Source organism: Streptomyces sp. NPDC060366 (assembly GCF_042725135.1).
In the GTDB taxonomy this organism is placed as follows: Bacteria; Actinomycetota; Actinomycetes; order Streptomycetales; family Streptomycetaceae; genus Streptomyces.
In genome coordinates this window covers 102,203-125,056 of the sequence record NZ_JBHXDC010000010.1, presented here as the reverse complement: position 1 = coordinate 125,056, position 22,854 = coordinate 102,203, and the positions used below count along the sequence as shown (strand labels likewise).

The 22,854-nt window shown below is 70.5% G+C and carries 22 protein-coding genes; 5 read left to right on the top strand and 17 right to left on the bottom strand.

Features of this window, described 5'->3' with window-relative positions; genetic code table 11:
- Window positions 1-35: 35 nt before the first annotated feature.
- The 9 genes from ACFWHU_RS24140 to ACFWHU_RS24100 all read right to left on the bottom strand — a co-directional run bounded on the left by ACFWHU_RS24140 (window position 36) and on the right by ACFWHU_RS24100 (window position 9,180).
- A complete protein-coding gene (locus ACFWHU_RS24140; protein WP_387227049.1) occupies window positions 36-788 on the bottom strand; it encodes an SDR family NAD(P)-dependent oxidoreductase in 753 nt (250 codons plus the stop codon).
- Window positions 785-1,654 carry an ABC transporter permease gene (locus ACFWHU_RS24135; RefSeq protein ID WP_385804325.1) on the bottom strand — a complete coding sequence of 290 codons (870 nt, stop codon included), beginning with the start codon at window positions 1,652-1,654 and terminating at the stop codon, window positions 785-787. Before ACFWHU_RS24135 ends, ACFWHU_RS24140 begins: the two co-directional genes overlap by 4 nt.
- 11 nt (window positions 1,655-1,665) lie before the next feature.
- A complete protein-coding gene (locus ACFWHU_RS24130; RefSeq protein ID WP_385804323.1) occupies window positions 1,666-2,496 on the bottom strand; it encodes an ABC transporter ATP-binding protein in 831 nt (276 codons plus the stop codon).
- A 50-nt stretch (window positions 2,497-2,546) separates the two neighbouring features.
- Window positions 2,547-3,668: an ABC transporter substrate-binding protein gene (locus ACFWHU_RS24125; protein ID WP_387227046.1), complete on the bottom strand. Its 1,122-nt coding sequence runs from the start codon at window positions 3,666-3,668 to the stop codon at window positions 2,547-2,549.
- On the bottom strand, window positions 3,665-4,114 hold the full coding sequence (locus tag ACFWHU_RS24120) for a nuclear transport factor 2 family protein (RefSeq protein WP_385804319.1): 450 nt from the start codon (window positions 4,112-4,114) through the stop codon (window positions 3,665-3,667). The genes ACFWHU_RS24125 and ACFWHU_RS24120 overlap by 4 nt, the downstream gene beginning before the upstream one ends.
- Window positions 4,114-4,425: a hypothetical protein gene (locus tag ACFWHU_RS24115; RefSeq protein WP_387227044.1), complete on the bottom strand. Its 312-nt coding sequence runs from the start codon at window positions 4,423-4,425 to the stop codon at window positions 4,114-4,116. The genes ACFWHU_RS24120 and ACFWHU_RS24115 overlap by 1 nt, the downstream gene beginning before the upstream one ends.
- The gene (locus tag ACFWHU_RS24110; RefSeq protein ID WP_385804315.1) at window positions 4,422-5,504 is read right to left on the bottom strand and encodes a class I SAM-dependent methyltransferase; all 1,083 of its coding nucleotides are present in this window, start codon (window positions 5,502-5,504) and stop codon (window positions 4,422-4,424) included. Before ACFWHU_RS24110 ends, ACFWHU_RS24115 begins: the two co-directional genes overlap by 4 nt.
- A 93-nt stretch (window positions 5,505-5,597) precedes the next feature.
- The gene (locus ACFWHU_RS24105; RefSeq protein ID WP_387227041.1) at window positions 5,598-7,661 is read right to left on the bottom strand and encodes an FAD-dependent oxidoreductase; all 2,064 of its coding nucleotides are present in this window, start codon (window positions 7,659-7,661) and stop codon (window positions 5,598-5,600) included.
- Window positions 7,662-8,214: 553 nt separating this feature from the next.
- On the bottom strand, window positions 8,215-9,180 hold the full coding sequence (locus ACFWHU_RS24100) for a pirin family protein (RefSeq protein ID WP_387227039.1): 966 nt from the start codon (window positions 9,178-9,180) through the stop codon (window positions 8,215-8,217).
- 148 nt (window positions 9,181-9,328) lie between these two features.
- On the opposite strand from ACFWHU_RS24100, the gene ACFWHU_RS24095 reads away from it, so the two are divergent.
- On the top strand, window positions 9,329-9,682 hold the full coding sequence (locus ACFWHU_RS24095) for a tetratricopeptide repeat protein (RefSeq protein WP_387227037.1): 354 nt from the start codon (window positions 9,329-9,331) through the stop codon (window positions 9,680-9,682).
- Between the two features lie 31 nt (window positions 9,683-9,713).
- Here the strand turns inward: ACFWHU_RS24095 and ligD are convergent, their stop codons facing one another.
- From ligD to ACFWHU_RS24055, 8 genes are all read right to left on the bottom strand, one after another.
- The gene (gene ligD, locus ACFWHU_RS24090) at window positions 9,714-10,673 is read right to left on the bottom strand and encodes a non-homologous end-joining DNA ligase (RefSeq protein WP_387227035.1); all 960 of its coding nucleotides are present in this window, start codon (window positions 10,671-10,673) and stop codon (window positions 9,714-9,716) included.
- Window positions 10,674-10,725: 52 nt separating this feature from the next.
- Window positions 10,726-11,085, bottom strand: coding sequence for a WhiB family transcriptional regulator (locus ACFWHU_RS24085; protein WP_385800218.1), 360 nt, complete (start codon window positions 11,083-11,085; stop codon window positions 10,726-10,728).
- A 17-nt stretch (window positions 11,086-11,102) separates the two neighbouring features.
- Entirely contained in the window at window positions 11,103-11,279 is a 177-nt protein-coding gene (locus ACFWHU_RS24080) for a hypothetical protein (protein ID WP_385800194.1), read from the bottom strand.
- Between the two features lie 244 nt (window positions 11,280-11,523).
- On the bottom strand, window positions 11,524-12,021 hold the full coding sequence (locus tag ACFWHU_RS24075; protein ID WP_387227033.1) for an ATP-binding protein: 498 nt from the start codon (window positions 12,019-12,021) through the stop codon (window positions 11,524-11,526).
- Window positions 12,022-12,252: 231 nt separating this feature from the next.
- Window positions 12,253-12,627 carry a VOC family protein gene (locus ACFWHU_RS24070; RefSeq protein ID WP_387227031.1) on the bottom strand — a complete coding sequence of 125 codons (375 nt, stop codon included), beginning with the start codon at window positions 12,625-12,627 and terminating at the stop codon, window positions 12,253-12,255.
- Between the two features lie 19 nt (window positions 12,628-12,646).
- A complete protein-coding gene (locus tag ACFWHU_RS24065) occupies window positions 12,647-13,039 on the bottom strand; it encodes a hypothetical protein (protein ID WP_385800189.1) in 393 nt (130 codons plus the stop codon).
- 37 nt (window positions 13,040-13,076) lie between these two features.
- Window positions 13,077-13,358, bottom strand: coding sequence for a hypothetical protein (locus tag ACFWHU_RS24060; RefSeq protein ID WP_385800187.1), 282 nt, complete (start codon window positions 13,356-13,358; stop codon window positions 13,077-13,079).
- A gap of 174 nt (window positions 13,359-13,532) precedes the next feature.
- Window positions 13,533-14,324, bottom strand: a complete 792-nt coding sequence (locus tag ACFWHU_RS24055) for a VOC family protein (protein ID WP_385800185.1) — start codon at window positions 14,322-14,324, stop codon at window positions 13,533-13,535.
- Between the two features lie 372 nt (window positions 14,325-14,696).
- Between ACFWHU_RS24055 and ACFWHU_RS24050 the strand changes: the two genes are divergently transcribed.
- The 4 genes from ACFWHU_RS24050 to ACFWHU_RS24035 all read left to right on the top strand — a co-directional run bounded on the left by ACFWHU_RS24050 (window position 14,697) and on the right by ACFWHU_RS24035 (window position 22,787).
- Window positions 14,697-15,638, top strand: a complete 942-nt coding sequence (locus ACFWHU_RS24050) for a cation diffusion facilitator family transporter (protein ID WP_385800216.1) — start codon at window positions 14,697-14,699, stop codon at window positions 15,636-15,638.
- Window positions 15,639-15,719: 81 nt separating this feature from the next.
- A complete protein-coding gene (locus tag ACFWHU_RS24045) occupies window positions 15,720-16,811 on the top strand; it encodes a magnesium and cobalt transport protein CorA (protein ID WP_387227029.1) in 1,092 nt (363 codons plus the stop codon).
- Between the two features lie 130 nt (window positions 16,812-16,941).
- Window positions 16,942-19,212, top strand: coding sequence for an ATP-binding cassette domain-containing protein (locus tag ACFWHU_RS24040; protein ID WP_387227027.1), 2,271 nt, complete (start codon window positions 16,942-16,944; stop codon window positions 19,210-19,212).
- Between the two features lie 188 nt (window positions 19,213-19,400).
- Window positions 19,401-22,787, top strand: a complete 3,387-nt coding sequence (locus tag ACFWHU_RS24035; protein WP_387227025.1) for a hypothetical protein — start codon at window positions 19,401-19,403, stop codon at window positions 22,785-22,787.
- Window positions 22,788-22,854 lie beyond the last annotated feature (67 nt).

Genomic DNA, 22,854 nt, shown 5'->3' with positions numbered 1-22,854 from the left:
GTCACGGGGCCTCGCGGTCCTGAGGCGGCGGTCGGTCAGTGGATCGTGGCGCCGCCGTCGACGAACAAGGTGTGGCCGGTGGTCATCGCCGCGGCGGGGCTGAGTAGATGGGCGACCGCATTGGCCACGTCATCCCGGTCGGCCATGCGCCCCAGCGGAATGGAGGCGAGCTTGTCCCGGAAGTAGTCCGCGTCGCTGCGGACGTCCGCCGTCATGTCGGTGCTCACGATGGTGGGGGCGACGGCGTTGACCCTGATCCCGTCGGGTGCCCACTCCAGGGCGAGGACCCTGGCCATGTGCATCACGGCCGCCTTGCTGACGCAGTAGCCGAGCGAGTCGAGGACCGCGATCCGGCCGTTGGTGGAGCCGATGTTGACGACACTGGCCGAACCGGCGGCCTTCAGCGCCGGGTAAGCGGCGCGGGTGACCCGGAAGGTGCCGCAGAGGTTGACGTCCACGACGGTGGTGAAGTCCTCGTCGGTCATCTCTGCCGCCGGTCCTCTGCGGACGATTCCCGCGTTGTTCACCAGGTGGTCCAGCCTGCCGTGCGCCGCGAGCACCTCCGCGAGAAGTTCCTGGCAGGACGCAGTGGAACGGACATCGACACGGTGGCGGGTGTGACCGCCCCCGTCCGGCCCTTCGGGCTCCCAGTCGGCGGGAGCCGCCAGGTCCGCGCGGGCGACCCGGCAGCCGAGTCCGGCCAGCCGGCGGGCCACGGCCGCGCCGATGCCGCCTGCCGCTCCGGTGACCAGGGCGACATGGCCGTCGAGCCGGACGGGGTCGTTCATGACGCGATCACCCGGTTCTCCTCGGACCAGAAGGCGAGACGGCGCTGGGCGAATCGGATGACGAAGTGCGCCAGCAGGCCGAGCACCGACAGGACCAGCAGCACCGCGAACATGCCTGCGATGTCGAAGTTGTAGTTCGTCTGGAGCAGCAGGTAGCCGAGGCCCTCCTTGGCACCGATGAACTCGCCGACGACGGCGCCGAGGATCGCGAACACGATCCCGATGTCGAGCCCGGCGAAGATGAACGGCAGCGCGTTGGGGAGCTGGACCATCCGGAACACCTGGGCCCGGCTCGCGCCGAAGACGGTCAGCATCTGGATCCGTTCGGCGTCCGCCGACCGCAGCCCTTCGATCACGTTGACGAGAACCGGGAAGAACGAGATGACCGCGGCCATCACGACTTTGCTGGTCATGCCGAAGCCGAACCAGACGACGAACAGCGGGGCCAGTGCCACCTTCGGAACGGTCTGGAACGCCACTATGTACGGCATGAAGGTGCGCTCGATGATCCGTACCTGGCTGATCGCGGTACCGAGGATCATCGCGGCGCTCACACCGAGCAGGAAGCCGAGCACGGACTCCTGGAGCGTGACCCTGAAGTGGGACCAGAACAGCGGGTCGTTGAGCTGTGTCCACAGCGCGTCGGCGATCTGCGAGGGGCGCGGCAGGACGTACTCGTCGATCCCGAGGGGCCTGATGGCGTACTCCCACACCAGGACGACCAGGACGAACACGCCGGGGACCAGGATGAATTCGGGGCGCTCGCGCAGGTCGGGCAGGTGCGGCCGGCGGCGCCCGCGCTTCGGCGGCCCCGGGTCGGTGGCCGACGGTGAGGTGCCGTCGGTGCCGGTCTTGGTGATCGTCATCGGAGGCCTCCTCAGCCCATCACGCCGGTGGCATGGAAATGACGGCGGATCCGGTCCACGTACACCCCGGCCCGGTCGGAGGCCATCACGCCGAGGTCGCGCGGCCGTTCCAGATCGATGTCCACGACCTCGGCGATGCTTCCGGGCCGGGGGGTGAGCACGATGACCCTGTCCGAGAGGAACACGGCCTCGGGTATGGAGTGGGTGACGAAGATGATGGTCTGCCCGCTCTCCCGCCAGATGCGCAGGAGTTCGACGTTCATGTACTCGCGGGTCATGGCGTCGAGGGCACCGAACGGCTCGTCCATGAGCAGTACCGCCGGATCGTGCACCAACGCCCGGCAGATACCGGCCCGTTGCTGCATGCCGCCGCTCAGCTCATGCGGGTACTTGCCCTCGAATCCATCGAGGCCGACCATGTTCAGCAGTCGGCGGGCCTGTTCGCGGTAGCGCGTCCGGTCCAGCCGCTGGACCTCCACGGGCACCATTACGTTCTCCAGGATGGTGCGCCAGGGCAGGAGCGTCGCCGCCTGGAAGACCATGCCGATCTCCGGCAGCGGCCCCGTCACCTCGCGCCCGGCCACGCGCACCGTGCCCGCGGTCCTGGGAATGAGGCCGGCGAGGATCTTGAGCATCGTGGTCTTGCCGCAGCCGGAGGGGCCGACGACGGAGACGAATTCCCCCCGCCGCACCTGGAAATCGATGTCCGACAGGGCCCGGGTCGGTTCCGACCTGCGGGGGCGGTACAGCTTCTCCAGGCCGGCCACCTCGATCCAGGCCGTTTCGTCAGCCGTGGGGGCCGGTGCGGCCGCCTGTCGGCGGCCGAGTGTTCTGATGGCCATGCTGGCGTCCTTAACTCTCGGTCCATTCGGTACTGAGGGGTCGGCCGGTACTAGCCGGTGGTGGTCCCGGCCTTCTGCGCGCGGGCGACGACGGCCGCGGAGTCGAAGTCGTTCGCCTCCTTGAGGAGGCTGCCGTCCCAGACGTCCTCGATCCGGACGTCCTTGGTGATCTGTCCGGACTCCTTGGTGTACGCCGCGGTCTTCTGCCACTCCTGGTCACTGATTGCGCCCCAGTCGGCGAAGTCCTGGGGGTTCCCGCTGCTGGGGGTGGCCGACTTCATCCAGGTTTCGAAGATCTTGGTGTCGCCGGCGATGCGGTCGTCGGCCGACTTGCCGGCGAGGACCTGGGGGAAGACCTTGTATCCGTCCCTCATCGCCGCCTCCGGGCTGACCGCCGAGAAGAGCATCGACTGGTAGGAGGCCCGCAGGAACCGGACGAGTTCGTCCCTGCGCTTGTCGAGCGTGTCCTCGCGCACCGCGAAGGTGATGGAGCGGATGCCCTGGAACATGTCCGGGTTGTCGAGGTAGCGGTAGGTCGTGCCGGTGTTCTCGATCGTGGTGTACGCCTGGGTGTAGAGGGCGAGGGCGTCGACCTTGCCGTCCTTGAGGGTGGAAGCGGCCTGCGCCCCCACCCCGACCGGGAGCAGTTCGATGTCCTTCTCGTCCAGTCCGGCGTTCGCCGCGTACGCCCTCGCGTACATCGCCGATCCCGAGGCGAGACTGATCACGCCGATCTTCTTGCCCTTGAGGTCGGCCGCCGTCTTGATGCCGCTGCCGGGCGGAACGGCCATCACCCAGGGCCAGTTCTGTACCAGTCCGCCGATCGCCTTGACCGGTACGCCCTTCTCGCGGGCCGCGAGGATCGCGCCGACGTCGGCGGCGGTGATGTCGGCGCTGCCCGACGCGACCGCTTGGAGCGCGGCCACCGAGCCGTCCGCGTTGGAAGTCTCGACCTTGATCCGCTCCTTGTCGAGGAAGCCCTCCTCCTTGCCGACGGCATAGGTGGCGACCTCTTCCTTGGGACCGATCACGGCTGAGGCGATGGAGAACTCGATCGTCGCCGTGCCGCCCTTCTCCTTGCTGGAGGAGGCTGATCCGCCGCCGCAGGCGGCGGTCGCCGAGAGGGTGGCGACGGCGATCGCCGCGCAGCCGATTCGTAGGGAACGCTTCATGTCCGACACCTCGTTCGGATCGGTGGGTCTGAGGGTGCGCCGATGGCGGTGGAGCGGGATGTTCCGGCGAGAGCGAGATCGTTGTAGACGTGCTGCTCGGTGATGAGTCCGTCCTGGACGACGAAGACGTCCGCGTAGCGGATGCCTTCGAACGGGATGCCCGCGAGGTCTTCCCCGTAGAGCGTGCCGAGGGAGGTGACGGCGGCGGCACCGGAGCCGTCCGGCAGGGGGCCTGCGAAGTACCGCTCGCGCCGTTTTCGCACCCAGCGATAGTCGCCTCGAGCGTTCGCCGCCATCGCGGCGAGCGAGGCGTACCGCTGCCCGCCGGGGAAGACCAGGACCACGCCCGGTGCCAGCAGACCGGCCGCGGCGTCGAGGTCCCGGTCCTCGCACAGCCGCAGATAGCGGTCCACCAGAGCGGTGGGCTGTTCGTGCCGGGCGTCCATCAGCCGGCCCGCCTCGTCAGGAGCTCTTCCCACTGGTCGCGCAGCGGGTGCTCGGCGGGTCCCGCCTCGGAGAGGATGCTGACGAGGCGGCCCAGCATCTCCTCCCGCCCACGGTCGAGGATGTCCTGCTCGGCGGGCTCGGGGAGGAAGGAGTCCAACTCCCCTTGTTTCAGCGTCCCGTTCCTGATTAGCAGCGCCTCCAGGGCGAGGGTCCGCTGGGCGGTGACATGGACGTCGGTACTGAGTTGCAGGACCAGGTCGAGCAGTTTGCCGATGCGCGGGTCCTTGAAGTAGTCGAACTCGTCACTCATCGTTCCTCCGGCTTGTTCGCCGCCAGTACGGCCCAGGGAAAGTGCCATTCGCGACGGTCGCCCCAGCCGTCCTCGCGGACGCCGTCGTTGCGCTCGTCGAAGGGGGCCCAGGAGGCGCCGGTCAGCCCGGCCTCCCGGCACATCGCGAGCAGGTCGGACCCGAAAAGGTCGTGGAAGAAGGGCTCGTTGTTCCGTTCGGCGTGCTCGAAGACGGTGGCGTCGCGGAACGGGTCGCCGGTCGGCTGGAACTCCAGGAATCGGAGCGCCCCGCCGGGCTTGAGGAGCCGCACGGCCTCGTGGATGGTTTCGCGGACCGCGTCGGTCGGCATCTCGTGCAGCACCATCGTGCCGGTGACGACGTCGCAGGACCCGGACTCCAGTCCGGTCGCGCGCCCGTCGGCCTGGCGGTAGCTGAGAGCGAGGCCCTCGGCGGCTGCCTCGGCGTGTGCCAGGCGCAGCCCCGGTGCCGCGAGGTCGATCCCGATGATCTCCGCGCCGGGGTACTTGCCCGCGAGCGGCCGGGTGCTCTTCCCGAAGCCGCAGCCGATGTCCACGACCCGTTCGGCGGCCGGGAGTTCGGGGAGGGCCGTCTGCGTGAACAGCTTGTGGAACTTGTAGCCGTCGTTGTCCCGCAGCATCACGATGCGGGCGCCGAACTCGTAGACGTAGGCGGACATGTCGTCGGAGTAGAAGCCGCCGGGCTGGATGTGGATGTCGAAGTCCGTGTACCAGGAGGGCAGTTCGACGGACGAGTTGAGGGTGAGCGTGCCCGCGCCGTCCCCTGCGGCCTCGGCCAGCTGCTCGGTGAGCTGTGCGCGGCGGCTGAGCACCGCCTCGCCGGCCGCCTTCCACAGCATCTTCTGCTGGACCCGCTCCAGATGGCTGAACCATGGGTAGAGGCTGAGCTCGTGGAGCCGGTTCGCCGCCTGCTCGACGGTCTCCGCCGGCGGTTCGCCGTCCGCGGCGTACTCCCGCGTCAGCGCGGGATAGACGGTGTTGGCCCACTGCTTGCGCAGGGCCAGGATGTAGTCGACTCGGGAGCGCTCGTCGAGCGTCAGCCGGTCCTCGATATCGATCATGACGACTCCTTCTCGGTACGTGTGCGGCGGAGCTTCGCGGTACGCGGATCGGGTGGAGTGGTGCGGTAGTGGGGCGGGGGCGGTGGCGCCTGTTCAGTGGGCCGGGACGGCTGCGCCGCCCGCGGCGGCCAGGGTTGCGGCACCGCTCGCCGCACTGGAAAGAAACGTTCCTGCCATGCGTCCTTCGTAGATGGCTTCGAGCGCGGTCCGTGGCGCGTTGGCATCTCCCACCACCAGCACCGGTGGCGCGTCGGGGTGCCCGTCGAGTACGCGGTAGAGGTCGTCGGCCGCGGTCGGCAGGCCCGCATCGACGATGGCGGTGACGCCGTGGAGCTCCTCGGTGTCGCCGTTCAGGGTGTCCTGCAGAGTGACCCGGTCGCCGACGGCGTCCACGACCGTACGCAGCGGCCGGGCCTTTACCCCCAGGGCGCCCAGCCGCCCGGTGAGGCCGAGCCTGGAGTAGGTGGTGATACGCGGGAAGAGGGCCGCCGACGGGGTCACCAGGTGGACGACGGCCCCCTCGCGTGCCAGGCATTCGGTGAGCGACGCGGCCGGCCAGTCGCCTCCGTCGTCACGGATGACCACCGTGCCGAGCAGAGCTGACGGGACGTCAGAATTTTTGCCCGAGACCGCGTCTGTCGCCTGCCAGAGGTCGAACACCTCTGGTCCCAGGGGGAGTTCGCGCCTTCGGGGCAGCGACCCGGTCGCCAGGATCACCTCGTCGAAGCCTCCGTGCCGTCCCCCGGGCAGCAGGTCGGCCGCGATGACGCGCTCGCCGGTCCGTACGGTCACACCCGCTCGGGCGATGTCTCTGGCGAGTTCGTCCGTCATCAGGGTCAGCCGCTCCCGGCCCGGGACGGATCCGGCGCGGACGATCTGGCCGCCGAGGTGGTCACCGGCCTCGACAAGGGTCACCTCGTGACCGGCCCGCCGGGCGGACAGGGCGGCCTGCATCCCCGCCGGTCCCCCGCCGACGACCACAACCCGCCGGGCGGGGGCCGGTCCGGCGAGGCGTACGGCGATCCACTCGCGCTCCGCCCCGACCTCGGGGTTCACCACGCAGGAGATCGGCAGGCTCGCTTCCAGCCGCCCCACGCACCCCTGGTTGCAGGCAAGGCAGGACCGGATCTCGTGCGCGCGGCCGTCCAGTGTCTTGCGGACCAGATGGGGGTCGGCGATATGCGGCCTGGCGAGCCCCACCAGATCGGCCTCGCCCTCCTCGACCAGCACCGCCGCCTCCGCCAGGCTGTCCAGCCGGCAGACGGCGAGCACCGGCAGATCGGGAAACGCCCGCTTGAACTGGGCCGCGTGGTGCCGGAACGGCGCGTGCCCGAAGCTCATGTCGGCCATCTGCGTGGCCAGTGAGGAACTGCCGTGGTACGCGGAATGGCTCACATGGACGTATGCGAGTGGGTGTTCGGCGCGCAACTCGCCGACGGCGGCCATGACCTCGGCCGGTCCCAGGCCGCCCGGCAGGAACTCGTCGGCGCTCACCCTGATGCCCAGCGGCAGGTCCGGGGCGCGCTCACGCACCCGGTCCAGAACCTCCCGGACGAGCCGGAGCCGGTTCTCCTCGCTGCCGCCGTAGCGGTCGGTGCGCCGGTTGGTGAAGGGCGAGAGGAACTGCTGGAGCAGATGACCGTGTCCGAGATGGATCTCGACGCCGTCGAATCCGGCCTCGCCCATCCGGCGGGCCGCCTCACCGAACGCCGCGACGACCACCGCTATGTCACTGGGTCCCATGGCATGGGGTATTGCGGCGCCCGATGCCCAGGGCACATCCATCGGCGCCCAGGCTGCCGTGCGGGTGGCGTCGCCGTTCGCCTGCCGACCCGCGTGCATGAGCTGTGCGAAGACCAGGGCCCCGTGTGCGTGGACGGCCTCGGTGACCGCCGCGTAGGCGGGGACCGAGGTGTCGTCGAAACAGCCGAGGCTGATGTGACGGCCCGCGCTGGTGGGGTGGACCCGTACCGCTTCGGTGATGATCAACCCGACACCGCCCCGCGCCCGTTCGGCGTGGTAGTGCACGTGGCGCTGAGTCGGATGATTCGCATGGCCGAAGTTCGTCGTATGTCCTGGGACGAACACACGGTTGCGAACGTCGAGACCACCTATACGGAATGGCGTGATTAGTTGCTTTATGCCTGCGTTCTTCACCACGACTCCTCGGGTGGATCCACACAGCCAAGCCTGATGACGTTCCAGTGAGCGAAACGCTGTTGCCTTGGCCGGAACATTAGAAGTCGGGCACACAGAGAGTCAATGGATGGCCAGTAAGTTTTTGGACACCAACCTGTCGGCTCTCGTGTCGCGATGAACGCGGGAAGCCCGGTGGCAGTACGCACTCGACCTCGCGATCACCGGCCGAACGCGCCGTATCCACCGCGCTCAACGCGGGGTGGCCCGGTCCGGCTCGGCGGCGAATGGTGGGCCAGGTCGGCCCTTCAGGCTCTGCGCCTCCGGCCGGAGCAAGATCCGTTCGGCCCGGATCGTTCTTCAGCGGGGACCACTAGCGGGAGCCTCAACTCTCCGTCAGCCGGGCCACGAAACCGGGGCCGCCGCCTTCATTGACGACGAGGGGACACTGGGCCGCCCCTGCCGCTACCGCCACCGCGCCCAACAACGGGCACAACTGCGCCCCCTCACCAGCCTGGTGAGGGGGCACGGCGAAGGCCACACTGCGGGCCGTCGCAGGATCAATCGGGCCAGGTCAGCGCACCCGGCCGCGTGGTTTCAGGGCTACCGGGGGGAGTTCCGGGGCCGGGAGGCGGGTGCCGTCGTAGCCCTTTACCTCGCCGAAGCGGGGGCCCTCCATCCAGTCCTTGCGCGCCGCCTCGATCTCCTCGTGGGACCGGCCGATGAAGTTCCACCACATCACGATCTCCTCCTCGAACGGCTCGCCGCCCAGCAGCATCAGGCCCGCCGGCGAGTCCGTGCGCAGGGGGAGTTCCGTGCGGCCGCAGCCGAGGTAGAGCATCGAGCCCGCCGGGACCGGGACGCCGTCGACCTCCGCCTCGCCCGACATCGCCAGCACCGCGTACTCGAAGTCCGGGTCGAGGGGCAGTCGAGCGTCCGCGCCCGGGGTGAGTGTGAGGTCCGCGCCGACCAGGGGGGTGTACGTCGTGCCCGGTGAGGTGGTGCCGTCCAGGGTGCCGAGGATGACGGTGGCCGTCAGGCCCGGGGCCGTGACCACCGGGAGGTCCGCGTGGTGCTGGAAGTGCGGGTCCACGTCGCGGTGGGCGTCGGGGAGCGCGACCCACAGCTGGGCGCCGTGCAGGAGGCGGGCGTGGGGGCGGGGGCTCTCCTCCGAGTGGCTGATCGCCCGGCCCGAGGTCATGAGGCCGAGCTCCCGGGGGCGTACGGTCTGGAGGCTGCCCAGGCTGTCGCGGTGCAGGACCTCGCCGTCGTGGAGCCAGCTGACCGTCTGGAGTCCCATGTGCGGGTGGGGCGGCACCTGCATGCCGGGCTCGTCGGCGATGTCGTCGGGGCCGTAGTGATCGACGAAGGCCCACGCGCCGACCATGCGGCGCCCGAGGTTGGGCAGCAGCCGGCGTACCTCGGTGGACTCGCCGAGCTTGACGTGACGGGGGCTGAGGAGTTCACGCACCGGCTCGGCGACGACGAAGCCGCGGCCGCCGCAGACGGAGAGCGTCGCCTGACGATCAAGATTGCTCATGGCGCACAACTTAATCCCGACCGGCGCCTCACGGCAGCATCCACGCGATAACGGTCGAGGAGATTGTAGAAGTTTCAACCATCGGAATGTTCGAGCGCCTGGCGCTGTTGTGGGCTGGTGAACAGCACGAGGACCAGGAGGAGAGCCAGTGGACACCAGCACGTACTACGACTTCGGAACCGCCGCCGAGCGCTGGGGACGCGCCCAGCAGTTCTTCGAGGCGCGGGAGTACGTCACGGCGGCCGGCATCCTCGAAGGGCTCGTCGCGGAGGTCCCGGAGCAGGTCGCGCCGCGGCTGCTGCTCGCCCGGGCCTACTACCACTCCGCCCGGCTCCGGAAGGCCGAGACGGAACTGCTCGCCGTACTGGACCGTGACCCCGTCGAGCAGTACGCGCGCCTCATGCTGGGCCGCACGCTGGAGCGGCAGGGACGTGCCGCCGACGCCGGGCCGCATCTGCGGATGGCCGCCGCGCTGGCGGGAGAGTTCCCCGACAGCGCCTGAACACGGCGCGAACACGGCGCGGAATGACCCGCTACGGCGACAGCGCGTCAAGTCTCCGCCGTGCCGGGCCGAGCGCCCTGCCCCTGGCCGCGACTCCGGACCAGGGGCGGGTGCGCGCCTGCTCCAGTACGTTCGTCACCGTCCAGCGCCGTGCCGTGACCTCGGGATCCTTCAACTGGTCCCAGCTGATGGGTGTCGCGACCGGCGCGCCCTCTCGCGGGCGTACCGAGAAGGGCGCGACCGCCGTCTGCGCGTACGCGTTGCGCTGGACGTCCAGATAGAGCCGGCCGCCACGGGCGTCCGTGCGCTGCTCCGTGGTCAATCGGTCCGGAGCACGGGCCGCCAGTACACGCGCCACGTCGGTGGCGAAGCCCCGTACCTCGTCGAACCCCGCGGCTCTGTCCAGCCGGACGATCACGTGCAGCCCCTTGGACCCGGTCGTCATCAGCGTGGCCGGCAGGCTCAGTTCGTCGAGCAGCTCGCCGAGCAGCAGCGCGGCGTCGCGTACGGGCTCGAAGTCGTCCTCGGCCGGGTCGAGATCGAACACCAGCCGGTCCGGGAAGTCCGGGCGGTCCTCCCGTGACAGCCAGCGGTGGAAGGTGATGCTCGCCTGGTCCGCGAGGTGAACGAGCGTCGCGGTGTCGTCGCACACCGGGTGTGTGACGGTCCCGCCCTTCTTCGCCATCTCGGCCCGCCGCGCCCAGTCGGGGTAGTTGCCGGGAATGTTCTTCTGCATGAAGCGGGGACCGTCGACTCCGTCCGGATGCCGCTCCAACATCAGTGGCCTGTCCCTGAGTTCAGGCAGCATGTACCGGGCGACGGAGCGGTAGTACTCGACGAGATCCGTCTTCGTGAGGTCGGCTCCGCCGCCGGAGGCGGGGAAGAGGACCTTGTCCGGCCGGTGGATCCGTACGGTCCGACCGCCCGCCCGGACGCTGTCCTCTGCCGCCGGAGCGGAGTCCGCGGACCCGGCTCCTCGGATGCTGCTCATCGAGCTCATGCCTCCTTGAACCGGGCGTTGGATCGCGGTTGTCGAACCGGCCTCAGTGCCCGCGGGGGCGACGTGTGCCGCCCGGCCCCGACGCCTGCGTCTGCCTGCCGCGCGGCGCGGGCACCCGGCGTCGGCCGTTGCGCCGCAGCCGACGGCGTTCCTCGTCGTCCGTACCGCCCCAAACCCCCGACGTACGACCGGTGTTGAGCGCCCATTCGAGGCACTGGCTCTCCACCGGGCAGCTGTGGCACACCGCCTTCGCGCGCTCCGCCTGTTCGGCGGCGGGACCGGAGTCCCCCACCGGGAAGAAGAGTTCGGGATCGGCTTGCGCGCAGGCCGCGTCCCGCAGCCATTCCCACTCGTCGGCACCGGATCCCGTCCGGGTCTCGTCCGCCGTACCTGTCTGATCGATGTGCAGCCTCGCAGTCATCAGTCCTCTCCCCGCACCACGTTCCACTCCTGATCCACCGTCTCCGGCCTTCCCTGGCCGGCGTCTCTCGGTTCACCGTCGCGGATCGTGACGCGCGCCGGGAGGCACGTACGCAACTGCCCCTCGCGCTCGGTCGATCGGCCGCGGGACGTCCGCGTGCCCTGGTCGGTTTCCATCTCTGACTCCTTGTCTCCGCGCCACACCGACGCGGGCTCTCGTCCGAGCGCGTACCCGACGTTTCCGGACCGAAAAGCACGGACCGGGACGGGGACCGGAACACGGCCCGCGAGGCGGACCGAAGGACGGACCGGAAGGTGGTCCGAAACGCGGGCCCGGAATGGCCGCCCGCGAGGCCGGTGATACGGCTTCGGGCCCGGCCCGAAGCCGTCCTGCCCCGAGATACGGGATACGGCGCCGTCGTCAGGCCGTGGCCAGGGACGGTACGAACGCGGGCACCGGCGTCAGCGCCGGAACCGGCTCCTTCGCCGCCGCGTCGGTCCCGCCCACCGGGACGCCGGGCAGCCGCAGGACGTTCTGCGGCGCCTCGACGCTCCTGGTGAACCAGACGACCTTGCCCTCCACCGTGCCACAGGTACCCCAGCTGTCGCTCAGTGAGGCGAGGCGGGCGAGCCCGCCGCCACCGGCCGAGGGCAGTCGGGGCAGCTCAGGTCCGTTGTCCGAGACGGCGGCCGTGAGATACCGGCCGGTCCAGCGGAGTTCGACCAGGCACTTGTTGTCCCCACCGACATGACGGTGGACATTGGTCAGCAGTTCGTCGACGCCCGAGCAGACCGGGTCGACGTGCGGGTCGAGATTCCAGTGTCGAAGGTGTGCGGCGACAATCCGCCGAATCTGCGATACGCGCTCCGGAGAGGCGTGCAATTCCACCTCGTAGTAGCGGCCGAGTGGAATCGTCATGGTCGAGGCTCCTCACACACAGGGGCCCACGTACTTCACCTCGTTGCTGCAACGACCCCCGAATACGAAGCGTGAGCGTAAGCCACTTCTGGGTCACTGAAAAGATTGACCCGACGGAGCCGAATGCGCAACTTATGGGATCCTCACGGCTGCTCCCGGGACATGGCGCGCGACAGCGATCCGGGGGCGGACGGACGAGAAACGCGCTGGTCGGAGGGGGTCCCCGGCCGGTCAGGCGGCCCGGCAGAGACAGAAGGGATGACCGGCCGGATCCGCGTACACCCGGAAGCCACGTTTACCCCCGTCGTCATCGAGATCGAGCGCTGTCGCGCCGAGCGCGAGCACCTTCTCCTGCGCGGCCTCCATGTCGGCCACCGTGAAGTCGAGATGCGCCTGCTGCGAGTTCGAATCGGCGCGCGGCCAGTCCGGGGCGCGGTGGCCGGGGGCCCGCTGGAAGGCGATCCGGGCGCCGCCCGGTTCGCGCAGATCCCACCAGTCCTCGTAGTCGTGGCTGATCTCCCCGCCGAGCACGCCTTGGTAGAACTCGGCGAGTGCCGCCGGGTCCTGACAGTCCAGCGCCACCAGTGTGAAGGTCACAGTCGTCACTTCTCGGCCTCCCCATTCCTCACGAACGGCGTGTGTCCAGCCGTAGCTGGACCTCCTGCTCCTGGTCACCCGCGGCCGTACCCAGCACCTGTACGGCGAACGCGCCGGACAGCTCCTCCTGTAGTTTCGCGACCGCCCAGTAGCCTCCCTGGACGTCCGCGGTCACCGGCTTGCTCAGCCGGGTCGGGTCGGCCTTCCGCCGTACCTCCGACACGTCGAAGGTCGAACTCCACACCGTCGGACGGGCGCCCGTCACCTCCTGAGGCCGGTCGTCCGGCGCGCGGTCGGAGGCGAAGACGGTGCGCAGCGCGCCGAACACGGCCTGCGCGTCCTCCGTCTCGCAGCCGCTGATCTCCACCGTCACTTCCGCGTCGGTGCCGTGTGCCGCTGTGGACTCTTGCGTGCTCTTCACCGTGGGTTCCTCCGCTGGGAAGTGGGCGCCGGGCCGGTCAGCCCGACGGCTCGTCGGGGACGGGCTGCTCGGGATGCACCCCGCCGGTGTTGGGGTCGCCGCGCCTGCCGGCGCCCGCCTCGTCCGCGTCGGGCAGCGACTGGTCGGGCTCGTCCGGGGCTTTTGCCGTGTCCGGGTCGTCGTCGGGCTCGCCGGACGAGCCCAGGCCCTCCACATCCACGTCCAGCGGGTCCTCGCCGGGGCGGGCGTGCTGGTCGGGGAGGTCCCTCGGGACGGCCGCGCCGTTTCCCTCGGTGTCGTCCGGATGTCGCTGGCTCACGGTGATTCCCTTCGTCGCCCGATGGTCGGTACGTCGTCGCGGTTACGTCGGTGGTCGGCGATCGCGGACTACCGACCGGCCTGGTCGTCCGCCGGGCCGCATACCCGATCGCGGGCCGAAAACCCGGACAGGCCGGGCCTCCCTGGTGTGGCGCGCCGATCGGTGCGCTCGCGCTCAGCGGTCCGTCAGGGTGAAAAGCCCGCCGTCGGGGTCCCGCAGCGTCACCTGTTCCCCGTCCTCGTACGAAGTCTTCTCCGCCGCGACCACGGCGCCGCCCATCGCCTCGGCGGTCTCGGCCGCCGTCCTGATCGCCTTCACACCGTCCACGGCGAACGACACGTGCCAGCGCGGGCGCAGATGCGGGTCCGCCGCGGCCTCGATGCCGCCGCTGCCTATTCGCGCCACGACGTGCCCGGAGCCCCGTCCCGTACGGAGCACGACCCGGTCCTGCTCGTAGCTGACGTCGATGCCACCGAGTCCGTCGTCGGCCCACTTCAGCACCTCGCCGTAGAAGATCGCCGATGCGATGGCGTCATAGGTCCGCAGTTCCAGCCGGAACGGGGGGCCGCCGAGCTTGGCCGTGGGGTCGGGCAGCGGCTCGCCCTCCCAGAAGCCGAAGACGGCGCCGTCCCGGTCGGCGGCGAGCGCCGCCCGCCCCATCTCGAAGGCCAGGGGCCCCACGGCGACCGTGGCGCTGCGCTCCCTGATGCGGGAGGCCGTCGCGTCCACGTCGCCCACGACGAAGTACGGCGTCCAGGCCACGGCGACCTGGAGCGTGGGGGCCAGCGCGCCGATACTCGCGACCGGTACGCCTTCGGTCTCCGCCACGACGAACTGGTCGCCGAGCTTGGCGGGGCGGAAGGTCCAGCCGAGTACGGCACCGTAGAAGCTCTGCGTGTCCGCGAGATCGCGGGCCAGCAGGCTCGCCCAGCACGGAGCCCCGAACACAGGATGCCTCGGTGCCATGACCGCTCGCCTCACTCCGGTCGTGCCAGTGGATCCCCCCGGCTCCCCTCCGCTCCCTGACGACTGTGCCAGCAGAGCACCCGGCCCGCATGTCGCCGGCATCTCGCCCTGGCCATGGGGCGGCCGGTGCACCGGTGGCCGGGCTCGGCGGATCCCGGCGTCGATTCGGCCGGTGCGGGCGGGGTACACGCGGCGCAGCGGCCGGCACGTGGGGCCGGCCCGCCCGAGCGGAAGGCTGACTTGAACCAGAAACAACCCGTCGCGAAGACGTCCGCCGTGGAGACATCCGAGGTGAGGACGTCCGACGCCGACAAGCCCGACGGTAAGCCCGACCCGAACAAGCCGGACCCGAACAAGCCCGGCTCGGAGAGCTTGGACGCGGCGAAGTCCGACGCGAAGAAGTCCGACGGAAACACCCGGATCACCATCCTCGTGGCCCTCGCCGCGAACATCGTCATCGCCGTCGCGAAGGCCATCGGCGGTCTCATCTCGGGGTCACCGGCGCTCCTCTCGGAGGCCGCGCACTCCGTGGCCGACAGCGTGAACGAGGTCTTCCTGCTCACCGCGCTGCACCGCAGCCGGCGCCCGGCGGACCGCCGTCACCCCTTCGGGTACGGCAAGGAGCGCTACTTCTGGTCGCTCCTGGCGGCTGTCGGGATCTTCGTCATGGGCGGCTGTTTCTCCTTCTACCAGGGCTATCACGCCCTGGCCACGGACGACGGGGAGAGCCCGAGCGGCTATACGGCCGGCCTGATCGTCCTCGGCGTCGCCCTGATCGCCGAGGGCAGTTCGCTGCTCCGCGCCCTCCACCAGCTGCGGAAACAGAAGGGCAGCGCCAAGGACCCCGCCGTGCGGACCGTCGTCGCCGAGGACGCGACCGCCGTGCTCGGTGTGCTGCTCGCGATGGCGGGCATGGTGCTGCATCTGGTCACCGGCGAGGTGGTCTGGGAGGCGGGCGCTTCCTTCGGTATCGGACTGCTGCTGGTGTACGTGGCGTACCGCCTCGGCGCCGAGGCGCGTGTCCAACTCGTCGGTGAGTCCGTCGATCCCGAGCTGCGCGGCCGGATCGCCTCGCTCCTCGACGCCCAGCCGGAGATCGACAACGTCGCCCAACTGCTGACCATGCGGCTCGGGATGGACTCGGCGCTCATCGCGGCGCGGATCGATCTGGTGCCGGGGCTCGACAGCGAGGAGATCGAGCTGATCTGCGTACGCATCAAGCGCTCCGTGGCCGGGACCTGGCCGGAGGCCGACCATGTCTTCCTCGACATCACGGAGGCTCCCCCGGAGACCTCGCGGACCGGCGGTACGTAGCGTCTTCGGAGGGAGCCGGGACGGCCCGCGAGGGGTGGTGGCAGACTGGCCGCCGATCCTTCGAACGGAGCCCCTGTGCCCATGATCCGTCGCCTCCGCCGGGCGGTGCGGCGCGTCTACCGCAGCACCGTCGACCTCAGCCATCCGGCCCGGTCCCCGCTCGGCAGCGCCGTCGTGAACTGCGTGGTCTACGAGGACGGCATACGGCAGCCGGGCGACTGCCCGGCCGAGGAAGCCGTACGACGGGTCCGCAAGTCCGGCAGGGGCTTCGTCTGGATCGGTCTGCACGAGCCGGACGAGGCCGAGTTCAAGGGCCTCGCCGACCTGTTCGGGCTCCATCCGCTGGCCGTCGAGGACGCCGTGCACGCGCATCAGCGGCCGAAGGTCGAGAGTTACGACGGGGCGCTGTTCGCGGTCTTCAAGACCTGCCGCTACGTGGAGCACGAAGTGCTCACCGCCACGAGCGAAGTGGTGGACACGGGCGAGCTGATGGTCTTCACGGGGCGGGACTTCGTGATCACGATCAGGCACGGCAGGCACGGTTCGCTCGGCCCTCTCAGGGAGCGGCTGGAGGCAGCGCCCGAGCGGCTGGCCATGGGTACGTCGTCCGTACTGCACGCGATCGCGGACCAGGTGGTCGACGACTGTCTCACTGTCGCCGACGCCGTCCAGGACGACATCGACCGTGTCGAGACCGAGGTCTTCAACGAGTCGGCCGGCCGGGCGGGGCGGGGTGACGCCGGGCGCATCTACCAGCTCAAGCGGGAACTGCTGGAGCTGAAGCGGGCCGTGGCGCCGCTCGCCCGGCCGCTCGACACGCTCGCCAACCGGACGCTGCCGGGTGTCACCGCCGAGGTACGGCCGTACTTCCGTGACGTCGCCGACCATCTGGCGCGGCTCACCGATCAGATCGCCGCGTTCGACAATCTGCTGGACTCCATCCTCCAGGCGCATCTCGCGCAGGTGACCGTCGCGCAGAACGAGGACATGCGCAAGATCACCGCGTGGGCCGCGATCGTCGCCGTGCCGACCATGGTCTGCGGCATCTACGGGATGAACTTCGAGCACATGCCCGGCCTGGGGTGGACGTACGGCTATCCGGCCGTCGTCGCTCTCATGGCGACGGCCTGCTACGTCCTTCACCGGAGCTTCCGCCGCAACGGCTGGCTGTAGCGGCCCCGGCTCGTCGCAACCGAGGACCACTCCCCCAGGGACTCGCATGAACTTCCGATCGAAAATATGTGCGATCCCCACTGGGTACGGTGTACGCTAGCTGCTCGCCGAGCATCACGAGGAGCAGTCCGTGAACATCCCAGCCGCCGACAGTCACAACGTGATCCAGGTCCGCGGGGCCCGCGAGAACAACCTGAGGGAGGTCTCGCTCGACATCCCCAAGCGCCGGCTCACGGTCTTCACCGGCGTCTCGGGATCCGGCAAGTCCTCGCTCGTCTTCGGCACCATCGCCGCCGAGTCGCAGCGTCTGATCAACGAGACGTACACGGCGTTCATCCAGTCGTTCATGCCGAGCATGGGCCGGCCCGACGTCGACTCGCTGCACAATCTGAGTGCCGCGATCGTGGTCGACCAGGAGCGGATGGGCGCCAACTCCCGTTCCACGGTGGGTACGGCGACCGACGCGTACACCATGCTGCGGATCATCTTCAGCCGGCTCGGCACCCCGCACATCGGGACCTCGACCGCCTTCAGCTTCAACGCCGCCGAAGGCATGTGCGCCGAGTGCGAGGGGATCGGCCAGGTGTCGAAGATCGACATCGACCAGCTGGTGAACCGCGAACTCTCCCTGAACGAGGGCGCGATCACCGTCCCCGGCTTCCAGGTGGACGCCTGGTACTGGCAGATCATGGTCGCCTCGGGCTTCTACGACCCGGACAAGAAACTCAAGGACTTCACCCCCGAGGAGTGGGAGGTCTTCCTCCACAAGACCGCGACCAAGGTCAAGGTCGGCTCCAACAACATGACGTACGAAGGGCTCGTCACCAAGGTCAACCGGACGGTCCTGGTCAAGGACCGGGATTCGATGCAGGCCCCGGTCAGGGCGTTCGTGGACCGGGCCGTGGTCTTCGCCGAGTGCCCGTCCTGCGGCGGCAGCCGGCTGAGCGCCGCCGCGCTGTCCTCGAAGGTCAACGACGTGAACATCGCGGAGTGTTCGGCGATGCAGATCAGCGATCTGGCCGAGTACGTACGGAAGATCGACGACCCGGGCGTCGCCCCGCTGCTCGGCAGTCTGCGGGATCTGCTGGAGTCACTGGTCGAGATCGGGCTCGGCTATCTGAGCCTGGACCGCGTCTCGTCCTCGCTCTCCGGCGGTGAAGCGCAGCGCGTGAAGATGGTGCGGCATCTCGGCTCCAGCCTCACCGACGCCACGTACATCTTCGACGAGCCGACGATCGGGCTGCACCCGCACGACATCCGGCGGATGAACGACCTGCTGCTGCGGCTGCGGGACAAGGGCAACACGGTGCTGGTCGTGGAGCACAAGCCCGAGGTCATCGCGATAGCCGACCATGTGGTGGATCTGGGTCCCGGGGCCGGTACGGCCGGCGGGCAGATCTGCTACACGGGCGACGTGGCGGGGCTGCGCGCCTCGGGCACGCTGACCGGGCGGCATCTCGAACACCGGGCGCGGCTGCGGGAGTCGGTGCGCGAGCCGAACGGACAGTTGTCGATCGAGGGCGCCGATCTGCACAACCTGAAGAACGTGAGCGTCGACGTCCCGACCGGTGTGCTGAGCGTGATCACCGGGGTCGCGGGGTCGGGGAAGTCCTCGCTGATCCATGGCTATCTCTCCAACAGGGACGGCGTGGTGGTGGCGGACCAGTCACCGATCCGGGGTTCGCGGCGGAGCAACCCGGCGACGTACACAGGGCTGTTGAGCCCCATCCGTACCGCCTTCGCCAAGGCCAACGGCGTCAAGGCGGCGCTGTTCAGCGCGAATTCGGAGGGTGCCTGCCCCAACTGCAACGGTCTCGGGCTCGTCTACACCGATCTCGCGATGATGGCGGGCGTCGCCTCGGTCTGCGAGAAGTGCGAGGGCAAGCGGTTCACTCCGCAGGTGCTCACCTACCGGCTGAACGGCAAGAACATCAGCGAGGTGCTCTCCATGTCGGTCGCGGAGGCGTACGACTACTTCCCCGGCGGGCAGGCACGCGCGATCCTCGGCCGGCTCAACGACGTGGGGCTGAGCTATCTGCGGCTCGGCCAGCCGCTGAACACCCTGTCGGGCGGTGAGCGGCAGCGGTTGAAGCTGGCGATCCAGATGGCGGAGAAGTCGTCCATCTACATCCTGGACGAGCCGACGACCGGGCTGCACATGGCGGACGTGGACAAGCTGCTCGCGCTGCTCGACCGGCTGGTGGACGCGGGCAACACGGTGATCGTCATCGAGCACCACCAGGCGGTGATGGCCCACGCGGACTGGCTGGTCGACCTGGGGCCGGGCGGCGGGCACGACGGCGGTCAGGTCGTCTTCACGGGTACGCCGGCCGATCTGGTGGCGCACTCGGACACGGTCACGGCGCGGCATCTGCGGGAGTACGTCGGTACCCACGCGTAGTCCGGGGCCGTACGGGGTCGGGCCCGGCGGGACGGCGGCACCGACCGCACACGTCCGCCGGGCTCAACGGCTTCTGGGCGCGCACCCGTGCACCGGGCCCGTGTACCTCCGCCGGGCCCGCCCGCATCTGCCCGGCCCGCACATATATCCGCTGGGCCGGCGGCGCCTCCACCGGCACAATCACGGTCATGTCACTCACGGTCGACCGTCTGCTCGTCGCACTCGAACCACTGTCGTACCCGGATCGCCTCAAGCACCTTGCCCACAGCGCCCGTTCACTCCACCCGACCGACGAACTACCTTCCCTGGTGGCCGAGTTGGCGGGGCGCGGCACCTACGAGCGACGTCTCGCGGCGTTCGCCGCGCTGGTCGGGCGGCACATCGACTTCCTGGCCGGGCGGCTGACCGACCGGGACCCGGTGGTCCGGGCGTACGCGATGCGGGCCGCCCGCACGCTGCCGCTCCCGGACGCGGCGATCGAGGCGGCGTACGAGGACGCCTCGGCCGACGCGCGGCAGCGGCTGGGCGAGGTCGTGCTGGCGAGCGGTCGTACGGCGCTGGCCGAGCGCCTGGTCCCGAGGCTGCGCGAGCAGTGGGGTGATCACACGGCGGCCAAGCTGCTGCCCGTCTGCTCGGCGGAGTTCGTGGCGGCGGCCCTGCCCGAACTCTCCTACGCCCTCGACTCCTGGACCAGAATCGGTCTCAACTTCCCCGATCAGGTGCTCGACCATGCCGAGCGGGACCTCGCGGACCGCCCGCGTGCCGAGCGCGACACCTCCTGGCACCGGTACGCGGAAGGGGTGGCCGCGGCCGTCTCCGCCCGCGGCGAGCGGGTGCTGTCGATGCTGGAGCGGCACCGGCCCGATGTACTGCCCGCGGCTCTGGTCGCGCGGTTGAACGAATTCGTGGCCGTCGACGCGGAGCGCACCGTACGGCTGCTGATCCCGGCGGACGGGGGCGGGCAGTCGTACCCGCCGCTTCCGTCGGCGTCCGTCCTGCGGCGGATCGTGCGGGCCGACCCTCCCTCGCTGCCCGCGCTCGGCCGCCACTGGATCGGCCGCCCGCACTTCGCCGTGCTGCTCAAGGCGCTGCCGCCGCACCGCCGGAGCGACTTCCTCGACCTGGCGACGGCCGGTGTCGAGAGCAAGGACGCCGACGACGTACTGCCGGTGCTCGGCCTGCTGCCGCGTGAACGCCGCTGGGCCGAGGCCCGCCGGTGGGCGGCCCGGCGGCGCGAGACGGGCGGCTCCTGGCACGAGGTCCTGGAGCTGGTCGCGTACGGCCCGGTCGCCGAGGCGCGTGCCGAACTGCTCGCGGGGACCCGCCGCCCGGACGCGGGTGACCGCGCGCGTGCCTGGCCGCTGCTGATCGTGAATGCCGCCCGCACCCGCGACCGCGCGTCCGTGCAGGAGGTGTTGGTCGAACTGCTGCGGCTGCGCAACGAACAGGATCCGGTGAGGTGCGCCGCCCTCGGCGCGCTCGCCGATGTGCGCCCCGACCTGTTCACAGCCGGCTCCACGCCGCAGCTGGACCGGATCCTCCAGGACGCCCTGGAGGCGCGGGACATCTCCTACAGCACGCGCGAGGCCGTCCGGAGCCTGGCGATCGCCCTGCTGCGTGAGAACGCGGCGGACGGTGAACAGGCCCTGCTGACTTGGTCGTTGGGTGCGCTGGAGCGTATCGCCGCGCATGTCGGGGTGGGGTATCTCGGCCCGCTCGACCGTGTGCTGCGGCGCGGCCAGGAACACCAGGTGCTCGACGCGCTGCGCCCGTGGCTGGACGCGGCGATGAACAAGGCCGACTACCAACTGCTGTTCACGCTGACCGGTTCGCTCGGCAGGCGGGCCCACCGGATGCCGGTCCTCCAGGGGTTGCTCGAAGAGGCGCTCAAGTACGGCGACGACAGCGCGTTCGCGACGGCGGTGAGGTACTGGCTCGAGCCGTGTTCGGACCGGCACGAGCGGGTGGCGAGGATTCTGGAGCTCGAACCGTCGGCGGCCGTACTCGGCCCGGTCGAGCGAGTCCTGACGGAGCGTCGGACCGATCTGCTGGACGTGCTGCTCGGCGGGCCGCCGCCGTACGGCCGCTTCCTCAAACGCGGCACGCGCCAAACGCTGCCCGAACTCCGGTGCGCCGCACGCTGGTTGCCGCGTCAGCAGGCGGCGGCTGGCGCCATGGCCGCGAGGGCGGCCGACGACAAGTCGCAGCCGCTCCACCGCCGGGCCGCGGCGATCCGGGCCGCGGCGACGGTCCCGGAGCACGGGCGTGCGCTCGCCCTGCGGTACGCCGAATCCCGGGACGTGGTGCTGGCGGAGGCCGCGCTGGCCGCGCTCGTATGGGCCGACCAGCCGCAGGACGCGCTTCCCGTGCTGCTGGCCCACGTCGGTGACGACCGCGCGAGGGTCGCCGTGCACGCCGCGACCCGCGCCGCGCGCTTCGCCGCGCCCTCCCAACTCGCCGAGCTGCTGGGCGCGGTGCTCACCGCCGACGAGGGTGTGAAGGTGACGAGCCGTAAGGAGGCGGTACGGCTGGCGGCCACGCTTCTGCCGCTCCCCCGCGCCGCGGCTCTGCTCGCCGCGGCGTTCGACGCGCCGCCCCGGCACCGCGACGTACAGGCGACGGTGGTGGCCTTCTCGACCGAACTGCTCTCCGAGGAGCGGACGTGGTCGCTGCTCACGGCGGCCACCGAAGGCCCGCCGCAGGTGCTCCAGGCGGTCGTACGGCCCGCGGCCTGGTCCCTGCCGGAGACCCACCGGCCCCGCTACGCCCGTCTGGTGGGCGACGTGTGCCGGTCGGCGGACCCGGAGGCGGCGACGGCCGGGCTGCGTGTGCTCCCCCTGTGGGCGCGGTACGCCCCTGACGTGGTGGACGGCCTGTCCGAGCGGGTCACCGACCTCGGCGAGGGGGCCGGGACGCGCGCCGTCTGGAGGGCCGCCGTGACGGCGATCGGCCGGCTCGCCGTCTCCGGGCTGCCGCATCCCGTCGGGGGCGCGGCTCCGGGAAGTCCGCTGCACGACGCGCTGACGGCGCTGCTCCCCGCGATCGCCGCGGGCGAGCCGGACGCTGCCGAGGACCGGGACCTCCCGGCCCGGCAGCGGGCGCTCGCTCTCCTGCGGGCCCTGCCGGACCGGCCGGGTCGCGAGATACATCCGGTGCTGGAGGCAGTGGCGGCGCTGCTCGCCGACGAGCCGTCACTGGCCGGGGCCCGCGCGGACGTGCTCCGCGGCCTCGTGGACCCGGACGCCGATCTTCCCGAACTCCTCGCGCGACTGAGGGACTTGGCGGCCAACGCGGCCGGCCGCCCCGCCCTCGCGGCGGCCACGGCGCACCAACTGCGCGGCCGGTTCGGCTCCGGCCCTCTGCCGTCCGATCCGTCGACGGTCCTGACCGCCGCGACCCGGCTGACCACCACCGGCGACCCGGCCACCGGCCTGCTGGCCGTCGCCCTGGTCTCTGCCACGGGCAACCGCCACGGCTGGCCCACCGAATGGCGCACGGCCCTGCGCGCCCTCCGGATACACCCGTCACCGGACGTGCGGGACGCGGCGCTGGGGGTGGTCCTCCGGACGGAGTGAGGCGCTTCGCGCGCGGTTCGCGTCCGAGGGTTCCGTGGGTTCCGTGGGCCGGTACGGCACCGGCCTA